The sequence below is a fragment of the Methylobacterium oryzae genome (assembly GCF_021398735.1).
In the GTDB taxonomy this organism is placed as follows: Bacteria; Pseudomonadota; Alphaproteobacteria; order Rhizobiales; family Beijerinckiaceae; genus Methylobacterium.
Genome location: NZ_CP090349.1, coordinates 3,144,541 through 3,161,405, shown reverse-complemented (window position 1 = coordinate 3,161,405; position 16,865 = coordinate 3,144,541). Strand labels below are relative to the sequence as shown.

The 16,865-nt window shown below is 74.6% G+C and carries 17 protein-coding genes; 8 read left to right on the top strand and 9 right to left on the bottom strand.

Annotated features, from left to right (window positions below; translation table 11 throughout):
- The first annotated feature begins 74 nt into the window (after nt 1-74).
- Both LXM90_RS15170 and LXM90_RS15165 read left to right on the top strand, forming a co-directional pair.
- Nucleotides 75-2,612, top strand: coding sequence for a circularly permuted type 2 ATP-grasp protein (locus LXM90_RS15170; protein ID WP_020093311.1), 2,538 nt, complete (start codon nt 75-77; stop codon nt 2,610-2,612).
- Nucleotides 2,613-2,727: 115 nt separating this feature from the next.
- Nucleotides 2,728-3,627: a transglutaminase family protein gene (locus LXM90_RS15165; protein ID WP_020093310.1), complete on the top strand. Its 900-nt coding sequence runs from the start codon at nt 2,728-2,730 to the stop codon at nt 3,625-3,627.
- Between the two features lie 123 nt (nt 3,628-3,750).
- On the opposite strand, the gene LXM90_RS15160 is transcribed toward LXM90_RS15165, so the two are convergent.
- From LXM90_RS15160 to LXM90_RS15145, 3 genes are all read right to left on the bottom strand, one after another.
- Nucleotides 3,751-4,362, bottom strand: a complete 612-nt coding sequence (locus LXM90_RS15160; RefSeq protein WP_020093309.1) for a pyridoxamine 5'-phosphate oxidase family protein — start codon at nt 4,360-4,362, stop codon at nt 3,751-3,753.
- Between the two features lie 7 nt (nt 4,363-4,369).
- Nucleotides 4,370-6,076 (bottom strand): lysine--tRNA ligase, encoded by a 1,707-nt coding sequence (locus LXM90_RS15155; protein ID WP_020093308.1) that lies wholly within the window; start codon nt 6,074-6,076, stop codon nt 4,370-4,372.
- 683 nt (nt 6,077-6,759) lie between these two features.
- Nucleotides 6,760-7,707 carry a transporter substrate-binding domain-containing protein gene (locus LXM90_RS15145; protein ID WP_026604945.1) on the bottom strand — a complete coding sequence of 316 codons (948 nt, stop codon included), beginning with the start codon at nt 7,705-7,707 and terminating at the stop codon, nt 6,760-6,762.
- A gap of 45 nt (nt 7,708-7,752) precedes the next feature.
- Between LXM90_RS15145 and LXM90_RS15140 the strand changes: the two genes are divergently transcribed.
- From LXM90_RS15140 to LXM90_RS15115, 6 genes are all read left to right on the top strand, one after another.
- Entirely contained in the window at nt 7,753-9,636 is a 1,884-nt protein-coding gene (locus tag LXM90_RS15140; protein WP_020093306.1) for a glycosyltransferase family 2 protein, read from the top strand.
- 130 nt (nt 9,637-9,766) lie between these two features.
- On the top strand, nt 9,767-10,144 hold the full coding sequence (locus LXM90_RS15135; RefSeq protein WP_020093305.1) for a hypothetical protein: 378 nt from the start codon (nt 9,767-9,769) through the stop codon (nt 10,142-10,144).
- Complete coding sequence (locus tag LXM90_RS15130) at nt 10,141-10,377, top strand: hypothetical protein (RefSeq protein ID WP_020093304.1); 237 nt, start codon at nt 10,141-10,143, stop codon at nt 10,375-10,377. Before LXM90_RS15135 ends, LXM90_RS15130 begins: the two co-directional genes overlap by 4 nt.
- A gap of 98 nt (nt 10,378-10,475) precedes the next feature.
- Entirely contained in the window at nt 10,476-11,393 is a 918-nt protein-coding gene (mazG, locus tag LXM90_RS15125) for a nucleoside triphosphate pyrophosphohydrolase (protein ID WP_020093303.1), read from the top strand.
- Nucleotides 11,394-11,524: 131 nt separating this feature from the next.
- Nucleotides 11,525-11,902 (top strand): hypothetical protein, encoded by a 378-nt coding sequence (locus tag LXM90_RS15120; protein WP_020093302.1) that lies wholly within the window; start codon nt 11,525-11,527, stop codon nt 11,900-11,902.
- 158 nt (nt 11,903-12,060) lie between these two features.
- A complete protein-coding gene (locus LXM90_RS15115; protein ID WP_020093301.1) occupies nt 12,061-12,390 on the top strand; it encodes a hypothetical protein in 330 nt (109 codons plus the stop codon).
- A 78-nt stretch (nt 12,391-12,468) separates the two neighbouring features.
- Here LXM90_RS15115 and LXM90_RS15110 read toward each other — a convergent pair whose 3' ends face one another.
- From LXM90_RS15110 to pabB, 6 genes are all read right to left on the bottom strand, one after another.
- Nucleotides 12,469-13,014, bottom strand: coding sequence for a ferritin-like domain-containing protein (locus LXM90_RS15110; RefSeq protein ID WP_020093300.1), 546 nt, complete (start codon nt 13,012-13,014; stop codon nt 12,469-12,471).
- Nucleotides 13,015-13,130: 116 nt separating this feature from the next.
- On the bottom strand, nt 13,131-13,313 hold the full coding sequence (locus LXM90_RS15105) for a hypothetical protein (RefSeq protein WP_026604943.1): 183 nt from the start codon (nt 13,311-13,313) through the stop codon (nt 13,131-13,133).
- Nucleotides 13,314-13,439: 126 nt separating this feature from the next.
- Complete coding sequence (locus tag LXM90_RS15100; protein ID WP_419149866.1) at nt 13,440-13,910, bottom strand: DoxX family protein; 471 nt, start codon at nt 13,908-13,910, stop codon at nt 13,440-13,442.
- 32 nt (nt 13,911-13,942) lie between these two features.
- Nucleotides 13,943-14,806, bottom strand: coding sequence for an aminotransferase class IV (locus LXM90_RS15095; protein ID WP_020093297.1), 864 nt, complete (start codon nt 14,804-14,806; stop codon nt 13,943-13,945).
- The gene (locus LXM90_RS15090; RefSeq protein WP_020093296.1) at nt 14,793-15,407 is read right to left on the bottom strand and encodes an anthranilate synthase component II; all 615 of its coding nucleotides are present in this window, start codon (nt 15,405-15,407) and stop codon (nt 14,793-14,795) included. Before LXM90_RS15090 ends, LXM90_RS15095 begins: the two co-directional genes overlap by 14 nt.
- Complete coding sequence (pabB, locus tag LXM90_RS15085; RefSeq protein WP_020093295.1) at nt 15,404-16,777, bottom strand: aminodeoxychorismate synthase component I; 1,374 nt, start codon at nt 16,775-16,777, stop codon at nt 15,404-15,406. Before pabB ends, LXM90_RS15090 begins: the two co-directional genes overlap by 4 nt.
- Between the last annotated feature and the right edge of the window lie 88 nt (nt 16,778-16,865).

Sequence of the window (16,865 nt, the reverse complement as noted above, 5' to 3'; positions counted from 1 at the left end):
CCGCGCTCCGCTCTGCGGCCGCGTCGTCGTCCACGCTGCGTGGATCCGCGAGCCGCGATGACCCGGGATCCGTGATGGAGGCGGCGCTCGCGGGCAGCCGCGGCCGGGCCGAGCGGCCGGAGGGCGCGCGCGAGCGCGTCGCCCGCTGGAGCGCGGGCTACCGCCCCGCCCCCGGCCGGCCGGACGAGTTCCTGGGCGCCGACGGCGCGCCCCGCGGGGCGTGGCCGCGCCTGCTCGACCGTCTCGGCGGCCTCACCGAGCCGGAGATCATGGCCCGGTTCGTCGCGGCGGAGCGGCACATCCGGGACGCGGGCATCTCGTTCCGCATCGCCGGCGACCAGCGCGAGCACCCCTGGCCGCTGGGCTGCCTGCCCCTGGTGATCGAGGGGCCGGAATGGGCGGCGCTCAGCGCCGGCATCGTCCAGCGCGCGGAGCTGATGGAGGCGATCCTCGCCGACGCCTACGGCGAGGGCCGGCTGGTCGCCGAGGGGCTCCTCCCCGCCGCGATCGTGGCCGGCACGCCCGAGTTCCTGCACCCGCTCCACGGGGTCGCGCCCCCCGGCGGCCACTACCTCAAGCTCTACGCGGCCGATCTCGGCCGGGGACCGGACGGGCGCTGGCAGGTGCTCGCCGACCGGACCCAGGCGCCCTCGGGCCTCGGCTGGGCGCTGGAGAACCGCATGGTCCTGGCCCGGACCTTCCCGGACTTCTTCCAGGACCTCCACGTCGAGCGCCTGCCGGCCTTCTTCCAGGCGTTCCGCGACGGGCTGGCGCTGGGGGCGGAGCGCGCCGACCCGCGCATCTGCCTGCTGACCTCCGGCCCCTACAGCAGCACCTACGTCGAGCAGGCGGCGCTCGCCCGCTACCTCGGCCTGATGCTGGTGGAGGGCGACGACCTCGTCATGCGCGACGGGCGCCTGCACGTGCGCACCGTCTCAGGCCTGAAGCGGGCCGACGCCCTGTGGCGGCGGATCGACGCCGACTTCCTCGACCCCCTGGAGCTGAACCCGGCCTCGCGCCTCGGCGTGCCCGGCATCCTCGACGCCCTGCGCAACGGCTCCCTGGTGATGGCCAACATGCCGGGCGCGGGGCTCGTCGAGTCGGCTGCCCTCGCCCCCTATCTCGACGGCATCGCCCGGCGCGTCCTCGGCGAGCCCCTGCGGCTCGGCCACCCGCGCACGTGGTGGTGCGGCGACCTCGAGGGCCTGGCGCACGCGCGGGCCAACCTCGACAGCCTGACCCTGCGCCCGGCCGCCACGCCCCAGCGCGGGGCGGGGCGCGACGCGATCCTGGCGGGCCCGGTCCTGGCAGCCGAGCGCGAGCGGGTCGTGGCGGCCCTGCGCGACCGGCCCTTCGACTACGTCGCCCAGGAGGCGGCGCCGCTCTCGACGATGCCGGGCTGGGAGCGCGGCCCGGACGGCCTGTTCCTGACGCCCCGCCCCTTCGTGGTCCGCGTCTTCGCCGCGCGGACGCCCCTCGGCTGGCAGGTCATGCCCGGCGGCTTCTGCCGGGTCTCGGAGCGCGAGGACGTCGACCCGATCGAGCTGCGGCTCGGCATCCGCTCCGCCGACGTCTGGGTCCTGTCCGAGGAGCCGGTCGCCGCGCCCCTGATCGGCACGCAGGCGGCGCCGCGGGTGCGGCGGGTCGGCGGGCACCTCCCCGCCCGGGCCGCCGACGGCCTGTTCTGGCTCGGCCGCTACTTGGAGCGCGGCGAGGCGGTGATCCGGCTGGTGCTGGCCCACCTGCGCAGCGTCGGCGACGCCGTCGGGACCGACATCTCGGGCGCCCTCGACACGCCGGCGGCCCTGGCGCTCCGGGCGCTGCTGCACGAGTGGGGCGCCATCGCGGCCGCCGACCTGCCGACCGCCAGCCTCGCCCAGGAGGCGCTGGCCGGGCGCGACCGGCCGGGCTCGGCCCGGTCCCACGTCATCGCGGCCCGCCGCAACGCCGCCGCGCTCCGCGCCCGCCTGTCGGGCGAGGCGTGGCGGGTGCTCGCCGACCTGAACGAGTTCCTGTCCCTCAACACCGAGCGGGCCTTCACCGAGTCGCAGCTCGCGGGCCGGGCCGAGCGGGCCCTGAGCCAGCTCGCGGCGCTCGCCGGCCTCACCCACGAGAACATGAGCCGCGCCGAGGGCTGGCACTTCATCGAGCTCGGGCGGCGGATCGAGCGGGCGATCAACACCGGCGCCTTCGCGCTGGCCTTCGCCAACGACGAGGCGACCCCCGGCTGCCTCGGGGTGATGCTGTCCCTGTGCGATTCGCAGATCAGCTACGGGCGGCGCTACCTGCAGGGGGCGGCCCTCGACCCCGTGCGCGACATGGTGCTGCTCGACCCCTACAACCCGCGCTCGATCGCCTTCCAGGCGGAGGCGATCACCCGGCACCTCGCCGACCTGCCGGCGCTCGCCGCGGACGGGATCCCCGAGCCCCATTGCCGCCTCGCGACCCGGATCCTGGCGGAGTTGCGCAGCGGCGAGGCCGCGGATTTCGACGCCGTGCGCCTGACCGCGCTCGCGACCGACCTCGAGCGCCTCGCCGACGGCATCGCGGCCCGCTATTTCCCCACCGGGCCGAACGCGCTGCGCCCCGAGAAGCTGACGGGGCTGGCTTGATGCTGTGTGTCCTTGACGCTGCCGCCTCAAGGACGATCCGCAGCACGGGCTGCGGCGCGCCTTCGCGCTTGCCGGCGACCGCAGGCGACGGACGTCGCGATGGGCGGTGGCCGGGATGATCTACACGCTGCGCCACCGCACCGCCTACCGCTACGGCCGGCCGGTGCACTTCGCCCGCTGCACCCTGCGGCTCAAACCGCAGGATTGCGAGGGCCAGAGCGTGCTGGCGAGCGCGGTCACGATCGACCCGAGCCCCGCCCGCGCGGTGATGCGGCGCGACTATCTCGGGATCGACGCGGTGGCGATCACCCTGGAGACGCCCCACACCACCTTCAGCGTCGAGGCGCTCTCCACCGTACGGGTCGAGCGCCCGGCCCCGCCGCCGCCCGAATCCGGGATGCCCTGGGAGCGGGTCCGCGACGCCGTTCTCGCCGGGCGCGACCTCGGCGGCCGGGCGCCGGTGCATTTCCTGTTCCCGAGCAGCCGGGTGCCGCTGCTGCCCGCGATCACCGACTACGCGCGCCCGAGCTTCGCCGTGGGCCGCAGCGCCTACGGGGCAGCCCACGACCTGATGCTGCGGATCGGCCGGGATTTCCGCTTCGATTCCAAGGCCACCACCGTCTCGACGCCGCTCGCCGACTCCTTCGCGCTCCGGGCCGGGGTCTGCCAGGACTTCGCCCACGTGATGATCGCGGCCCTGCGCGGCATGGGCCTGCCCGCGGCCTATGTCAGCGGCTACCTGCGCACGGTGCCGCCACCCGGCCGCCCGCGCCTGCGCGGGGCGGATGCGAGCCACGCCTGGGTGGCGGTCTGGTGCGGCACCGGCTGGCTCGGCCTCGACCCGACCAACGGCGTCGCGGTGCGGGACGACCACATCGTGGTGGCCCGCGGCCGCGATTACGGCGACGTGGCGCCGGTCGACGGCATCGTCAGCGGCTCGGGCAAGCAGCGCCTCAAGGTCGAGGTCGACGTCATCCCCGACACCGAGACGCGGGATCTCGCGCTGGTGGGATGAGGTGACGCTCCGTCATCGCGAGCGCAGCGAAGCGACCCAGGGCGGCGCGACATCCCCGAAGGTGGCGCGACACCGGATCGCTCCGCTCCGCCCGCAAGGACGGGGATGTCGCGGACGCCACCCTCACCACATCGACTTGGCCGCCCGCTCCGGCCATTCCGCGTCGTAGCGCTGGCCGCCGACCTCGCCCGCGGTCAGCGCCGCCAGGATCGCCCCCGGCGTCGGCAGGCTTCCCGGGTCGACGCGGGCTTCCGGATCCCACAGCCCGGCCCGGATGATCGCCCGGGCGCACTGGAAGTACACCTCCGCGACGGTGATCACGAGGGCGGTGCGCGGCGCGTGGCCGTCGACCCGGAACGAGGCGAGCAGGTCCGGGTCGGCCGAGATCACCGCCCGGCCGTTCACCCGCAGCGTCGTGCCGGATCCCGGGATCAGGAACAGCAGCGCTACCCGCGGGTCGCGCACGACGTTGCGGAGCGAGTCGATCCGGTTGTTGCCCCGCCGGTCGGGCAGGATCAGCGTGCGCGGGTCGGCGACCCGCACGAAGCCCGGCCGGTCCCCGCGCGGGCTGCAATCGAGCCCCTCGGGACCGGCGGTCGCCAGCACCGCGAAGGGCGAGGCCGCGATCAGCGCCGCGTAGTCCGGCGTGATCGCGGCCGCCACCTTCACCGTCGAGGCGGGTGCCAGGGGCGCGCTGTAGAGCGCCTCCAGCGCGGCGAGATCGTCGACGATCATTGCGCCCTCACGCGACCGGGGCGGCCTTGCCGGCCGCGAAGGCTTCGTGCTCGGCGACCAGCGCCCCCGACAGCGCCGAGGCGATCAGGCCCCGGGTCTCGTCGACGCCGTAGAGGGCCACGAAGGAGCCGAACCGGGGTCCGCGCGCCTCGCCGAACAGCACGTTGTAGAGGCTCGTGAACCACGCCTGCGACACGCCGGGCCGCCCGTCCGGGCTCTTGGCCTTGCCGGACGTGTCGGGGAAGTGGCGCCGGCCGACCTCGTAGACCGCCGCCTGCAGGGCCTCCGGGTCGGTCGAGCCGGCATGGTCCCCGAGCGTCTCCGACAGGTCCTCCAGGGCGGCCCGCTCCTCGGGCGTCGGCGCCCGGTAGGTCTTGGCCGGCCGCACGAAGTCCGAGAAGAACTTCAGGGCGTGCTTCACCAGCCGGTCGAGGCCCGGATGGGTCTCCGGCCCGGTCTGCGGCGCGTAGCGGCGGATGAAGCCCCACAGCACCGCCGGGTCCTCGGTGTTGGCCACCGCGGCGAGGTTGAGCAGCATCGCGAGGGTCAGGCTCGCGCCTTCGACCTTCTCGGGCTCCGGCGGGTTGCCGGCGTGGAGGTGCCAGACCGGGTTGCCCAGCCGCAGCTTCGCGTCCTGGCCGGCGTAGCGGTCGAGGAAACCGATATACTCGTCGACGTGCCGGGGGATCACGTCGAAGAACAGGCGCTTGGCCTCGCGCGGCTTGTTGTACATGAACAGGGCGAGCGATTCCGGCGTGCCGTAGGTGAGCCACGCGTCGATCGTCAGGCCGTTGCCCTTCGACTTGGAGATCTTCTGGCCCTTCTCGTCGAGGAACAGCTCGTAGTTGAAGCCCTCCGGCGGCTCGCCGCCGAGCGCCCGGGCGATCTTGGCCGAGAGCTTGACCGAATCGATCAGGTCCTTGCCGGCCATCTCGTAATCGACGCCGAGCGCCACCCAGCGCATCGCCCAGTCGGGCTTCCATTGCAGCTTGGCGTGGCCGCCGGTCACCGGAGTCTCGTAGCGCTCGCCCGTGGCGGGATCGCGCCACACGATCGTGCCGCTCTCCGCCCTCACCTCGTCGATCGGCACCTGCATCACGTGGCCGGTGACCGGGTGGAGCGGCAGGAACGGCGAGTAGCTCGCCGAGCGCTCGGCCCGCAGCGACGGCAGCATGATCTCCATCACGGAATCGTAGCGCTCCAGCACGCGCAGCAGCGTCGCGTCGAACACGCCCGCGCGGTAGCACTCGGTCGCCGAGCGGAACTCGTAACTGAAGCCGAAGGCGTCGAGGAAGCGGCGCAACTCGGCGTTGTTGTGCGCGCCGAAGCTGTCGTGGGTGCCGAACGGGTCCGGCACGCGGGTGAGCGGCTGGTTGAGGTGCGCGGCCAGCATCTCCCGGTTCGGGACGTTGTCGGGAACCTTGCGCAGCCCGTCCATGTCGTCCGAGAAGGCGATCAGCCGGGTCGGCACCGCGTCGCGGGTGAGCACCCGGAAGGCGTGGCGCACCATGGAGGTGCGGGCGACCTCGCCGAACGTGCCGATATGCGGCAGGCCCGACGGGCCGTAGCCGGTCTCGAACAGCACCTCGGTCTTGCCGGATTTCTCCAGCCGCGCCACGAGCTTGCGCGCCTCCTCGAAGGGCCAGGCGGCGGCGTTGGCGGCGGCCTCGATCACGTCGGCGTCGAGGGTCAGGGCTGGGGGAGCGGCGGGCATGTCGTTGGAGACGATCTTCAGGGCTGAACGCGTTGGGGAGCGCGCACCCTAGAGCGGTTCGCATCGGAGCGGAACGCCCGGAGGTGCAATGCGGGGTTCCATCGCGGGCTCGCGCGTGAGGCCTGTGCGTGCGGCCTATGACAGCGTGGGCCGGTTTCGGCTTGGCAGACGCACGCCCGATCCGCTCGGCTTCCTGCGCGTGCCAGGCCGAATCGCGAATCCCGGATCTCCGAATCTCGCCCTCATCCTGAGGTGCCGCAGCGCAGCGGAGGCCTCGAAGGAGCCCTCCAGTGACCGCTGCGCTGGCTGGAGCTCTCCTTCGAGGCCGCTGCGCGGCACCTCAGGATGAGGGCGAGGAGGGGAAGTCCCGAGTCGAACAGGCTCTCGGCGCCGAACCTTGGCCCAGATGGCGCGGATCTCCGCATCGGTGGCGCGATCGCCGCGCGCCTCGGCGGCCCCGGATTCGTCGAGCTCCGCCTCTTCCTCCGGGGTGAACCGGTAAACCGGGGCCTCGTCCCCCGCGAAGGCCAGCATGAGCCGGGCGCTCTCGTCCTGAAGGTCCGGGGACGGGTCGCGCCTTCGCCACCGCCTGCTCGAGCAGATCCGCCACGGTGCCGTCCGCGTGCCGTCCGACAACCGAAGCCCGGCAGCAGGATCCCCATTCCTGGTGGCGACGAAAGCCCTCAGAACGGGCTAACGGGGAAGAACCGCAGGTACAGCTCGGTGTACTTGCCGTCGTCCCAGACCCGCTGGAGCGCGTCGTCCAGCGCCCGGGAGAGGGCAGCGTCCTCCTGGCGCGTGATCAGGCCGATCCCCTCCCCGAAATAGCGGTTCTCGAGGTAGTCGCCGCCGGTGAGCGCGCAGCAACTCTCCGCGTCCTGGCCGCCGACGAACAGGGCGAGGTTGAGGCCGTCGGCGAACAGGTAGTCGATCTCGCCGCGCTTGAGCGCGCTCTCGGCCGCCGTGAGATCGGTGAAGTCCTTCGGTACGGCCTTCGGGAAGAACGCCTTGAGGTAGGCCGCGTGGGCGCTGCCGGCGATGACCCCGACGCTGCGGCCGGCGAGCGCCGCCGCGGAGGGGACCGGCAGGCCCTTGTCGGCCCGGGCCGCGAAGCGCGCCGGCCAGCGGAAATACGGCCGCGTCGCCAGGAATCGCGACCGCAGGGACGCGGTCAGCGGGATGGCGGCCGCGACCACGTCGCCCTGCTTGCCGTCGAGGGCGTCGAGCAGGGTGTCGAAGCGGCGCGCCTGCACCGTGCAGGTGATCGTCAGCTTCTCGCAGACCGCCCGGGCGAGCTCGACCACGAAGCCCGTCGGGTTGCCGTCGGGGCCGGCGAAGTGCAGCGGCGGGAACTCGTCGTCCGTGAGGAAGCGGACCGCCCGGCCGGTCTGCGGCGCCTCCACGCGCTCGCCCCGGCTGCGCGGGTTCCAGAAATCCGGGATCGTGACGGCGGGGGTGGCGGTGACGCCCGTGGCCGGCGCGGCCGGGGGCGCCGCGGCGGCGGCCGGCCCCGCGAGGAGCGCCGCGACCGCGGCCGCCGCGATCCGGGATGGGATGGTTGTCCTATCGCCTCTTGACGACGGGGACGGGGCGGTGCTCCTGTCGGAGCGCGGGGGCGGGGACTGGCTCACCCCCCTCCTCTACCACGTCCTCGGGCCGCCGGGGGAGCGCGCGGCGTGTCGTTCCAGCGCCCGCCCGTGGGGCCGGAGGGCCTGCCGCCGGAGATCGCCTTCCTGCTGGACGAGGGCGTCGACGCGCGGCTGCTGGTCCGGGCCGCCGCCGCGGCGACCGCGGCCGGGACCGACGCGGCGACCGCGCTGATGAATGCCGGCCTGATCGCGGAATCGGCCTACTACGCGGCCCTGGCCCGGGCGCTCGGCGCCCCCTACCTCGACGGCCCGATCCCGTTCGGCCTGGGCCTGCGCTTCCCCGACAGCCTCGTGGCCGGCCTCGCGCCGCTGGCGCCCGGCGCGGTGGCGCCCTGGGTCCTGGCGCCCCGCGGGCGGGCGATCGCGGACCTCCTCGACGCCGCCGGCCGCGCCGCTGGCCACGCCGCCGTGCCGGCGATCACCAGCCCTACCCGCCTGCGCGAGGCCGTGTTCGCGTCCGTGCCCGGGCAGGTGGCGGATCACGCGGCGCACGACCTGCGGCGGCACGGCCCCGAGTGGGCGGCCGCCCCCGAGCCGGCCTTCCGCTGGCTGCTGGTCCTCGCCCTCGGCGGGACCGCCGCGCTCTGCCTGTGCGCGGCGCTGCCGGCCCCGCTGGCGCGCGCGGTGATGACGGCCGGGCAGGTCCTGTTCCTGGCCATGGCGACCCTGCGGATCGCGGCCCTCGCCATCGCGGCTCCGGTCGCCGCGGAGGCGGTGGTGCCCCTCGCCGAGGCCGACCTGCCGGTCTACACGATCCTCGTCCCCCTCCACCGCGAGGCGGCGGTGGTGCCGGACCTGCTCAGGGCGCTCTCCGCCCTCGACTATCCGGCCGCCAAGCTCGACATCAAGCTGCTGCTCGAGGCGGACGACGCGGAGACCGCCGCGGCCCTCCCCCGCGACACCCTCCCGGCCCGGTTCGAGGTGATCACGGTGCCGCCGGGCGGCCCGCGCACCAAGCCGCGGGCGCTCAACGCCGCGCTGCCGCTGGCTCGCGGCACCCTGATCACGGTCTACGACGCCGAGGACGTGCCCGATCCCGGGCAACTGCGGCTGGCGGCCGCCCTGTTCGCGCGCCTGCCCGCGCGGACCGCCTGCCTCCAGGGGCGGCTCGTGATCGACAATGCCGGCGATTCGCGCCTCGCCCGTGCCTTCGCCCTCGAATATGCCGGGCTGTTCGACGTGCTGAACCCGGCCTTCGCCCGCTGCGGCCTGCCGGTCCCGCTGGGCGGCACCTCGATGCACCTGCGCACCGACGTGGTGCGGGCTCTGCACGGCTGGGACGCCCACAACGTCACCGAAGACGCGGATCTCGGCCTGCGCCTCGCGCTGGCGGGCTACACCGTCGGCGACCTTCCCAGCCCCACCTTCGAGGAGGCGCCGGCCCGCCTCGGGCCCTGGCTCGGCCAGCGCACCCGCTGGCTGAAGGGCCTGGTCCAGACGAGCCTCACCCACGGGCGGCACCCGCTGGCCAACGCCCGCAGGCTCGGCGGCCTGGAGACGCTCTGCGCCGCCGCCCTGGTCCCCGGGACGGTGGTCTCGGCGCTCGCCTACCCGGCCTGCCTCGCCGCGGCGGCGTGGTCCTTCCTGGTCCGGGACATCCCGGCCGCCCCCGTCTTCCTGGACAACCTCTCCACGGGGCTCGCCATCACGCTGTTCGGGACGGGGCTCGCCGCCCTGGTCCTGCCCGCCCTCGTCGGCTGCGCCCGGCGCGGCTGGGGGGACCTCGCCCGGTCGGTCCCGTGGATGCCGGTCTACTTCCTGCTGGTCAGCCTCGCCGCGTGGCTGGCGCTGATCGAGCTGGTCCGGGCGCCGCTGCGCTGGAACAAGACCCGGCACGGCCTCGCGCGGACCTCCCGCAGCGGCCGCCGGCGGCGGGCGTACCCTGCGACAGCCTGCGACACCGGGACGTGACCGGGCGGCAGCGGATGCGCGTCGGCTTGATCTGGATCAGTCGCGGGCCCGCGCCGGGCCGCTAGCTTGGCCAGCCGGCTCCCGCCCGCGCCGCGGGCGGCCGGTGATTCGCCTCGCGGTGGTCCAAGCGATGCCGGCCTATCACCTCCGACGCACCCTCGAGCACGCGGACGGCCGCTGCGGCCTCGCCTTCGCCAGCGACCGCCTGGAGGCGGACGACGCGGAGGCGGCGATCCGCCGCGCCCGCGACCTGTGCCGGACCGCCGCCAACATGCTCCTGACCGGGGCGGTGCTGACCGATTCCCTTCGGCCGGATCCTGTGGTCGTTCACCCTGGCGCTGGCCCGGGAGCCGCTCTGCGTCCGGCCGACGAGCTGAGGGCCCCGACGGAACCCGCGCGGATCGGCGCGCCGCGCAACGCCCGCGGCCCGCGCGCCGTTGTCCCGCACGGGCGCGGCCCGGAGAGGCCGAGAGCGCGGCCGAGCGAGCTGCCGGGAGAGCTGCCATGAGCACGATCGCGATCCTGATCGGCACGCAGGCGGGGGCGCGCCTCCTGGCCGCCGCCTCCGAGCGGGAGGCGGCCCTCTCGGCCGAGGCCTTCCTGCTGCGCCTGCCCGTCCGCGCCCTCCCGGCGCCGCTCTGGGTGCAGTGCGCCGACCCGGCGGTCAGCGGCCGCCTCACCGGCTACCTGAACGGCCTGCAGGCCGAGCAGGTGCGCGAGCGCGACCCGAGCCGGGTCTGAGGCCCGGCGCTGAGGCCCGGCGCTGAGGACCGACGCTGAGGACCGGCGATCCGTGAGACGCATTTCCCTGCGCCGCGCCATGCTCTAACCCCGTCCGCATGAGCGAGACACGCGACGCGGGCCGGTCCGGGGCGAGCGGGGGGCGGGACGCCGATCCCGCCGCGGAGGCGCCCCTGGGCCGGCTCCTGCGCCTGATGGCGACCCTGCGCGATCCCGTCGCCGGCTGCCCCTGGGACGTGGCGCAGAGCTTCGCCACCATCGTGCCCTACACGATCGAGGAGGCCTACGAGGTCGCCGACGCGGTGGCGCGGGGGGACCTCGGCGACCTGCGCGACGAGCTCGGCGACCTGCTGCTCCAGGTGGTGTTCCACGCCCGCATGGCCGAGGAGCGGAGCGCCTTCGCGTTCGACGACGTGGCCCGCGCCATCGGCGACAAGCTGGTCCGGCGCCACCCCCACGTCTTCACCCCGGACGGCGCGCCCCTGCCCGCCGGCTCGCCCCTGCGCGACCCCGCGGCGGTCGAGGCCCAGTGGGCGGCGATCAAGGCGCAGGAGCGGGCGGCCCGGCAGGCGGAGCGGCGGGACGCGGGGCTCGCGCCGGACCCGGCGCCCGACCCCCTCGGCGGCGTCGCGCGGGCGCTGCCGGCCCTCGCCCGGGCGGAGAAGATCTCCCGGCGGGCGGCCGCCTACGGCTTCGACTGGGACGACGCCGCCCAGGTCGTCGACAAGGTCCGCGAGGAGACCGACGAGGTCGCCGAGGCCCTGGCGGCGGGCGACCCGGAGGCCCTGTCCGAGGAGATCGGCGACCTCCTGTTCTCGGTGGCGAACCTCGCGCGGCACGCCGGGATCGACCCGGAGACCGCCCTGCGCGACGGCACCGCCAAGTTCGAGCGGCGCTTCGCCGCCATGGCGCGGCATCTCGCGGCGTCCGGGGGCGCCCTCGGCCGCTCCGACCTCGCCGCCATGGAGGCGGCGTGGCAGGCGGCCAAGCGCGACGAGGCGGCGGGACAGGCGTAGCGGCGCTGTCAGGCCGCCCCGCCCTGCCCGCTCGCGGCCCGAGATGCCGGCTCGTCGCGGCGGATCCGTCGGGCTCCGAAACGGTGATCCGACGCGTTGGCGTTCCGGCGGGCGGGCGTTAAACCCGTGCCATGTTCGACGACGCGGCCGCTCGGCGCTACCTCGCGGGACTGGCCCCCGTGGCGGCGGGGTCGGTGCGCTGGCTCATCTACGATCACGACCGGCAATGGGTCTCGGTCGTGGACGGCGATCTCGTGTCCCTGCGGCAGGATTGCCTGCACGTCCTCGACGTCTCCGCGGAGGCGGACGCCACCGCGTCCCTCGTCGACGCGATCCGCGAGTTCCTCGCCGAAGGGACGGAGTGCACCCCGCAGATCGTCGCCCTCTCGTGCGCCGTGCTGATGCAGAGCGTGGGGGATCTCGACGCGGTCTTCGATCGGATCCGGTCCGGTGTCATGGCAACCCTCGTCTACGCCGAGGACGTCGTGGTCAGGCCCGTCGCCGGGTAGCGCGGATCGGCCCTCGCCCGGACGCGCCGCCCGACCGGGCCGGCTGCCTTCGCGGCTGCCTTCGCGGCGATCGCCGCGGCGATCCCCGCGGCGATCCTCCGCGGCGCCCCCGCGCGGCGAGGGCTCGACACGTCGCGGCGCGCGGATATGTTCCGCGCATGCGCTTCGCCCTGCCCGCCCTCGCCGTCCTCGCCGTCACCGCCGCCCTGTCCCGGCCGGCCGCGGCCGAGACCATCCTCCAGGAGCGGTTCGGGTGCCACACCCAGGAGGTCACGGACCGCCTGTTCAAGCTGGTCATGGCGGGCGACGAGTCCGGGTTCGGCCAGCTGCTGCAGGGCAGCCTCGCCAGCGGCGAGTGCCGGTCGTTCAAGCCCGGCGAGGAGGTCCGGCTCGAGTCCCGGACGATGAGCTACGGCTGCCTCGCCCTGAAGGACACGCAGGATCGCTGCTACTGGACGCCGCTGAGCGCCATCGAGAAGACGAACTGACGGCGAACTGACGCCCCCGCGGGGCGGCGGCGAACCGGCGCCCGGGGGCGCCGGCCCGCCCGCGCGGCCGGTGCGCGGTCAGGCGGCCTTCTTCCCCCGGCCCTTCGACGGCTCCGCGTCCGGCTCCGCCCCGCCGGGCTCGCCCGCGGCGTTGATCGACTCGGCGATCTTCGAGAGCAGCGCGTCGGTCCGCTTCTCCTCCTGCAGGGTCTCGTCCAGGAGCTGGGCGGCGTCCGCGTAGCCGAGCTGGGCCGCCCAGGTCTTCAGGGTGCCGTAGCGGGCGATCTCGTAGTGCTCCACCGCCTGGGCGCAGGCGGCCAGCACCGCGTCGGCGGCCGGGCTGTCGGCGAAGTCGTCGAGGTCCTCCTCCATCTCCGAGACGATGCCCTGCATCGCCTCGCAGGTCTTGGCCCGGGTCGGCTTGCCGATGATCTCGAAGACCTGCGTCAGGCGCTCCACCTGCTGGGCGCTCTCCTCGGCGTGGGTCTCGAAGGCTTGGCGCAGCTCGTCGTGCTCCGCCGCCTTGGCGGATTTCTTGAGGGCTTTCACCGACTGCTTCTCGGCGTAGTAGACGTCCTTCAAGGTCTCGTAGAAGGCGTCCTGCAGCGTCTTCTGCTTGGCCATTCGGTCTGTCTCCGCTGGGGTCCACGCGCCGTGTTCGGCGGCGTCCTCCGGGGAACTCCGGTCCGGCCGGCCGTATCCGGGCGATATCTTCGCCCTGTGGAGGAACCTTTCGGGGCTCAGCCGCCCGCCCCGTCCGGGCGCGGCTTCCGGCTGCCCCGCGGCGCGCCGCCCGGCTTCGGGCGCAGGCGGTCGAGGACCGTTTCCAGGGCGCGCTCCACCGCGTCGCGGTCCGGCACGGTCTCCGGCACCGCGTCCGGCGGAGGCGGGGGCGATCGGCCCGGGTCGCGGCGCTTCGGCATGTCGTCCGCCCGTATCGCCGCCGGGCCGACCGGTCTTCCGGCCCGCGCGGCGGCTTCCGGCCGGTCGATCGGCCAGGATCCTGGGATCAAAGCCTGCCGGGATCCGGGGATCCCGGGATCCTGTGATCAAGGTTCGCGGATGGTTGCCGGCGCGTCGGGATCCGGATCTTTCGGCGGCCGTGCCGGATCACCGGAGATCTCGGTCGCGCCCTGTCCGGACCCGCAGCGGCCGCCGAACGGCCAGTCGATCAGGCCGCCGGCCCAGAGCGCCGCCCAGACGAAGACCGGCTGAAACGCGAGCCGCGGCCCGTGGTACCACCAGGAATCCGGGATGCCCTCGACGTGGACGTGCTCGAACGCGTGCTTGAGGTTCGCCGGGTAGACGCAGACCGCGTAGAGGGCGAGGCCGAGCGCGGCCGCCCGGCGGAACCGCCCGGTGAGGAGGCCGACCGCGCCCGCGATCTCGCACAGGCCGGTCGCCAGGATGACGAGCCGCGGCTGCGGCACCCAGTCGGGCATGAGCGGCAGCATCGCGTCGGTCGCCACGAGGTGGACCACGCCGATGAACCCGTAGATCGCCGCGAGCGCGTAGCGCAGCCGGCGCCGCCAAGTCTCGATTGACGCCTCGGTCACGCGACCGCGTCCTCCGTGACGCCGCAGGCCTGCGCCACGCGGGCGCGCAGGGCCGCCACGAGGCGGGTCACCGCCGGATGGCCGGCGCCTGGGCCGGCGCTCGGGAAGGCCGTGTCGCCGATGGCCGTCACGGGGGCCAGGAGCCGCAGGGAGTTGGTCAGGAACACGGCCTCCGCGCCGAGGAGATCGGGCAGGCCGAGCGACCGTTCCTCGGCCCGCAGCCCGCATCCGGCGGCGAGACCCAGCACCTCCGCCCGCACGATGCCGGCGAGCACGCCGTCCCCGAGCGGGGGCGTCACCAGATTGGCGCCGAACAGGGCGAAGAGATTGCCGGTGCCCGCGCAGGCGACGCGGCCCCGGGTGTTGCGGAACAGCGCCTCGTCGAACCCCGCGGCGGCGGCCTCGCGGGCGGCCAGCACCGCGTCGAGATAGCCCAGCGTCTTCAGGCGGGCGGCGGGGGAGGTGTCGTTGCGGGCGATGGCCGTCGGCCACAGGCGCAGGGGCGCGAAGGACGCGGCCCTGGCGCTCGCGGCCGCGGTGGCGAACAGGGTCGGGTTCGGCGCGTCCGGCGGTCTCAGGCCGCGCGGGCCGGAGCCGCGCGTCAGCGTGGTCCGGATCGCGAGCCGCTCCCCCTGACCCGCGAGGTCCCGCATGGCCGCACGGATCCGCTCGGGTTCGGCGGGGATCCCCAGCGTCTCCGCGGAGGCCACGAGCCGGGCGATATGGGCGTCTTCGAAGGCGACGCGGCCGCCGAGCGCCAGTGCGGTGTCGAACAGGCCGTCGCCGAGCGTCAGGCCGCGGTCGGTGTGGTCGAGCGGAGCCGTGGTTCCGGGCAGAAGCGCCCCGTCACGCCACAGCATCGCGGCGCCCCTCCGGCCTCTCCCGCCACGCGCGGGCGAGATCCAGGAAATTGGCGAACAGGGCGTGGCCGCCCTCGGTCAGGACCGATTCCGGGTGGAACTGGATGCCGTAGGTCGGGTGGGTCCGGTGCGACAGCGCCATCACCTCCCCCTCCTGCGAGACCGCGTCGACCGAGAGGTATCTTTCCATGTCGGGGCCGGGATTCACGACCAGCGAGTGGTAGCGCCCGACCGGCATCGGCGCCGGGATTCCGGAAAACAGGCGCTCGCCGGTATGGGCGATCGGCGTCATCTGCCCGTGGAGGGGGCGCTGTGCCCGCGCGACCGTGCCGCCGAAGGCCGCGCCGATCGCCTGATGGCCGAGGCAGACGCCGAGGATCGGCACCGCGCCCGACAGGTCGCGGATCGCCGGCAGGGAGATCCCGGCCTCCGCGGGGGTGCAGGGCCCGGGCGAGACCACCAGGGCCTCCGGCTCCAGCGCCCGGATGCCGGGGACGTCCAGCGCGTCGTTGCGCACGACCCGGACCGTCTCGCCGAGCTCCTCCAGGTAACGGACGACGTTGAAGACGAACGAGTCGTAATTGTCGAGGACGAGGATCATGCGAAGGCCTCGAACACGCGGGCGGCCTTGGCCAGGGTCTCGTCGTATTCCGGGCCGGGCTCCGACAGCAGCGTCACCCCGCCCCCGGCCTGCAGGACCGCCTGCCGGTCGTCCATGAACACGGTGCGGATCGCGATCGACGTGTCGAGCGCCCCGTCGAAGCCGATCCGGCCGATGGCGCCGCAGTAGAGTTCCCGCGCGTCGCCCTCGATCTCGGTGATGATGTCCATGGCGCGGATCTTCGGCGCGCCCGTGATCGAGCCGCCCGGGAAGGTCCCTTCCAGGAGGTCGAGGGCGTCGAGCCCGTCGCGGAGGTCGCCGGTCACCACCGACACCAGATGGTGGACGTTGGCGTAGGTCTCCAGGCCGCACAGGGTCGGCACGGCGACGGTGCCCGGCCGGCAGACCCGCGACAGGTCGTTGCGCAGTAGGTCGACGATCATGACGTTCTCGGCCCGCTCCTTGACGCTGGCCTGGAGCGCCTCGGCCGCCGCCCGGTCGGCCGCCGGGTCGTCGAGGCGGCGGGCGGTGCCCTTGATCGGGCGCGTCTCCACGTGCCGTCCGTCGAGGCGGATGAACCGCTCCGGCGAGGACGAGGCGACGGTCAGGCCCTCCTGTTCCAGGTAGGCCCCGAAGGTCGCCGGGTTGGTCTCGCGCAGCCGCCGGTAGAGGGCGAACGGGTCGAAGCCGGCCGGCAGGTCGGCGACGAAGCGCTGGGCGATGTTGGCCTGGTAGATGTCGCCGGCCCGGATGTAGGTGCGGACCTTTTCGACTGCTTCTTCATAGCTTTGTCGGTCGAAGTTCGAGCGCCACGCGAGCGGCTGGGCCGTCCGGGCGGGGGCCGGGACCGGCGGCTCCGCGCCGCCGAGCAGGTCGGCGAAGCGGGCGAGCCGCGCCTCCGCGCGGGCCCGCCGCGCGTCCGGCGCGGTCTCGGGGAAACCCGTGGCGACGAGCCGGCCCGTGCCGGCGGCGTGGTCGACGACCAGCGCGGTGTCGTAGAGGTTCAGCGCGATGTCGTGGGTGAGCCCCGCCCGCCGGGCGGGCGGCGCCACCCGCTCCAGCGCCGCGCCGAGGTCGTAGGCGAGGTACCCGATCGCCCCGCCGGGGAACGGCTCCGGGCCTGCCTCGAGCCGGTAGGGTTCGAGGCAGGCCCGGAGCGCGGCCATCGGGCCGCCCGCCACCGGCCTCCCGTCGAGGGTCGCGCGCCCGTCGCGGTAGCGGAACCGCGCGAACGGGTCGGCGGCCACGATCGAGTGCCGCCCCAGCGGGTCGTGCCGCATGGCGCTGTCGAGGAAGGCGAGCCCGGGCAGGGCGCGCAGCCGGGCCGCCGCCGCGACGGGATCGATGAAGGGGATCTCTCGGGTCCACATGACCGGGTTCGGGGCCGTTATCCTCGGGCTGTGCGTCATCCGCTGCCGTCGCACAGGCGATGCCGCGGGGGAAGCGGCAGTTCCACGC

Coding starts and splice junctions, on each gene's coding strand:
- mazG (WP_020093303.1), top strand. CDS start 10,476: ATGAGCGAGACACGCGACGCGGGCCGGTCCGGGGCGAGCGGGGGGCGG.
- LXM90_RS15170 (WP_020093311.1), top strand. CDS start 75: ATGGAGGCGGCGCTCGCGGGCAGCCGCGGCCGGGCCGAGCGGCCGGAG.
- LXM90_RS15165 (WP_020093310.1), top strand. CDS start 2,728: ATGATCTACACGCTGCGCCACCGCACCGCCTACCGCTACGGCCGGCCG.
- pabB (WP_020093295.1), bottom strand. CDS start 16,777: ATGTGGACCCGAGAGATCCCCTTCATCGATCCCGTCGCGGCGGCGGCC.
- LXM90_RS15105 (WP_026604943.1), bottom strand. CDS start 13,313: ATGCCGAAGCGCCGCGACCCGGGCCGATCGCCCCCGCCTCCGCCGGAC.
- LXM90_RS15130 (WP_020093304.1), top strand. CDS start 10,141: ATGAGCACGATCGCGATCCTGATCGGCACGCAGGCGGGGGCGCGCCTC.
- LXM90_RS15115 (WP_020093301.1), top strand. CDS start 12,061: ATGCGCTTCGCCCTGCCCGCCCTCGCCGTCCTCGCCGTCACCGCCGCC.
- LXM90_RS15120 (WP_020093302.1), top strand. CDS start 11,525: ATGTTCGACGACGCGGCCGCTCGGCGCTACCTCGCGGGACTGGCCCCC.
- LXM90_RS15110 (WP_020093300.1), bottom strand. CDS start 13,014: ATGGCCAAGCAGAAGACGCTGCAGGACGCCTTCTACGAGACCTTGAAG.
- LXM90_RS15135 (WP_020093305.1), top strand. CDS start 9,767: ATGCCGGCCTATCACCTCCGACGCACCCTCGAGCACGCGGACGGCCGC.
- LXM90_RS15160 (WP_020093309.1), bottom strand. CDS start 4,362: ATGATCGTCGACGATCTCGCCGCGCTGGAGGCGCTCTACAGCGCGCCC.
- LXM90_RS15090 (WP_020093296.1), bottom strand. CDS start 15,407: ATGATCCTCGTCCTCGACAATTACGACTCGTTCGTCTTCAACGTCGTC.
- LXM90_RS15155 (WP_020093308.1), bottom strand. CDS start 6,076: ATGCCCGCCGCTCCCCCAGCCCTGACCCTCGACGCCGACGTGATCGAG.
- LXM90_RS15095 (WP_020093297.1), bottom strand. CDS start 14,806: ATGCTGTGGCGTGACGGGGCGCTTCTGCCCGGAACCACGGCTCCGCTC.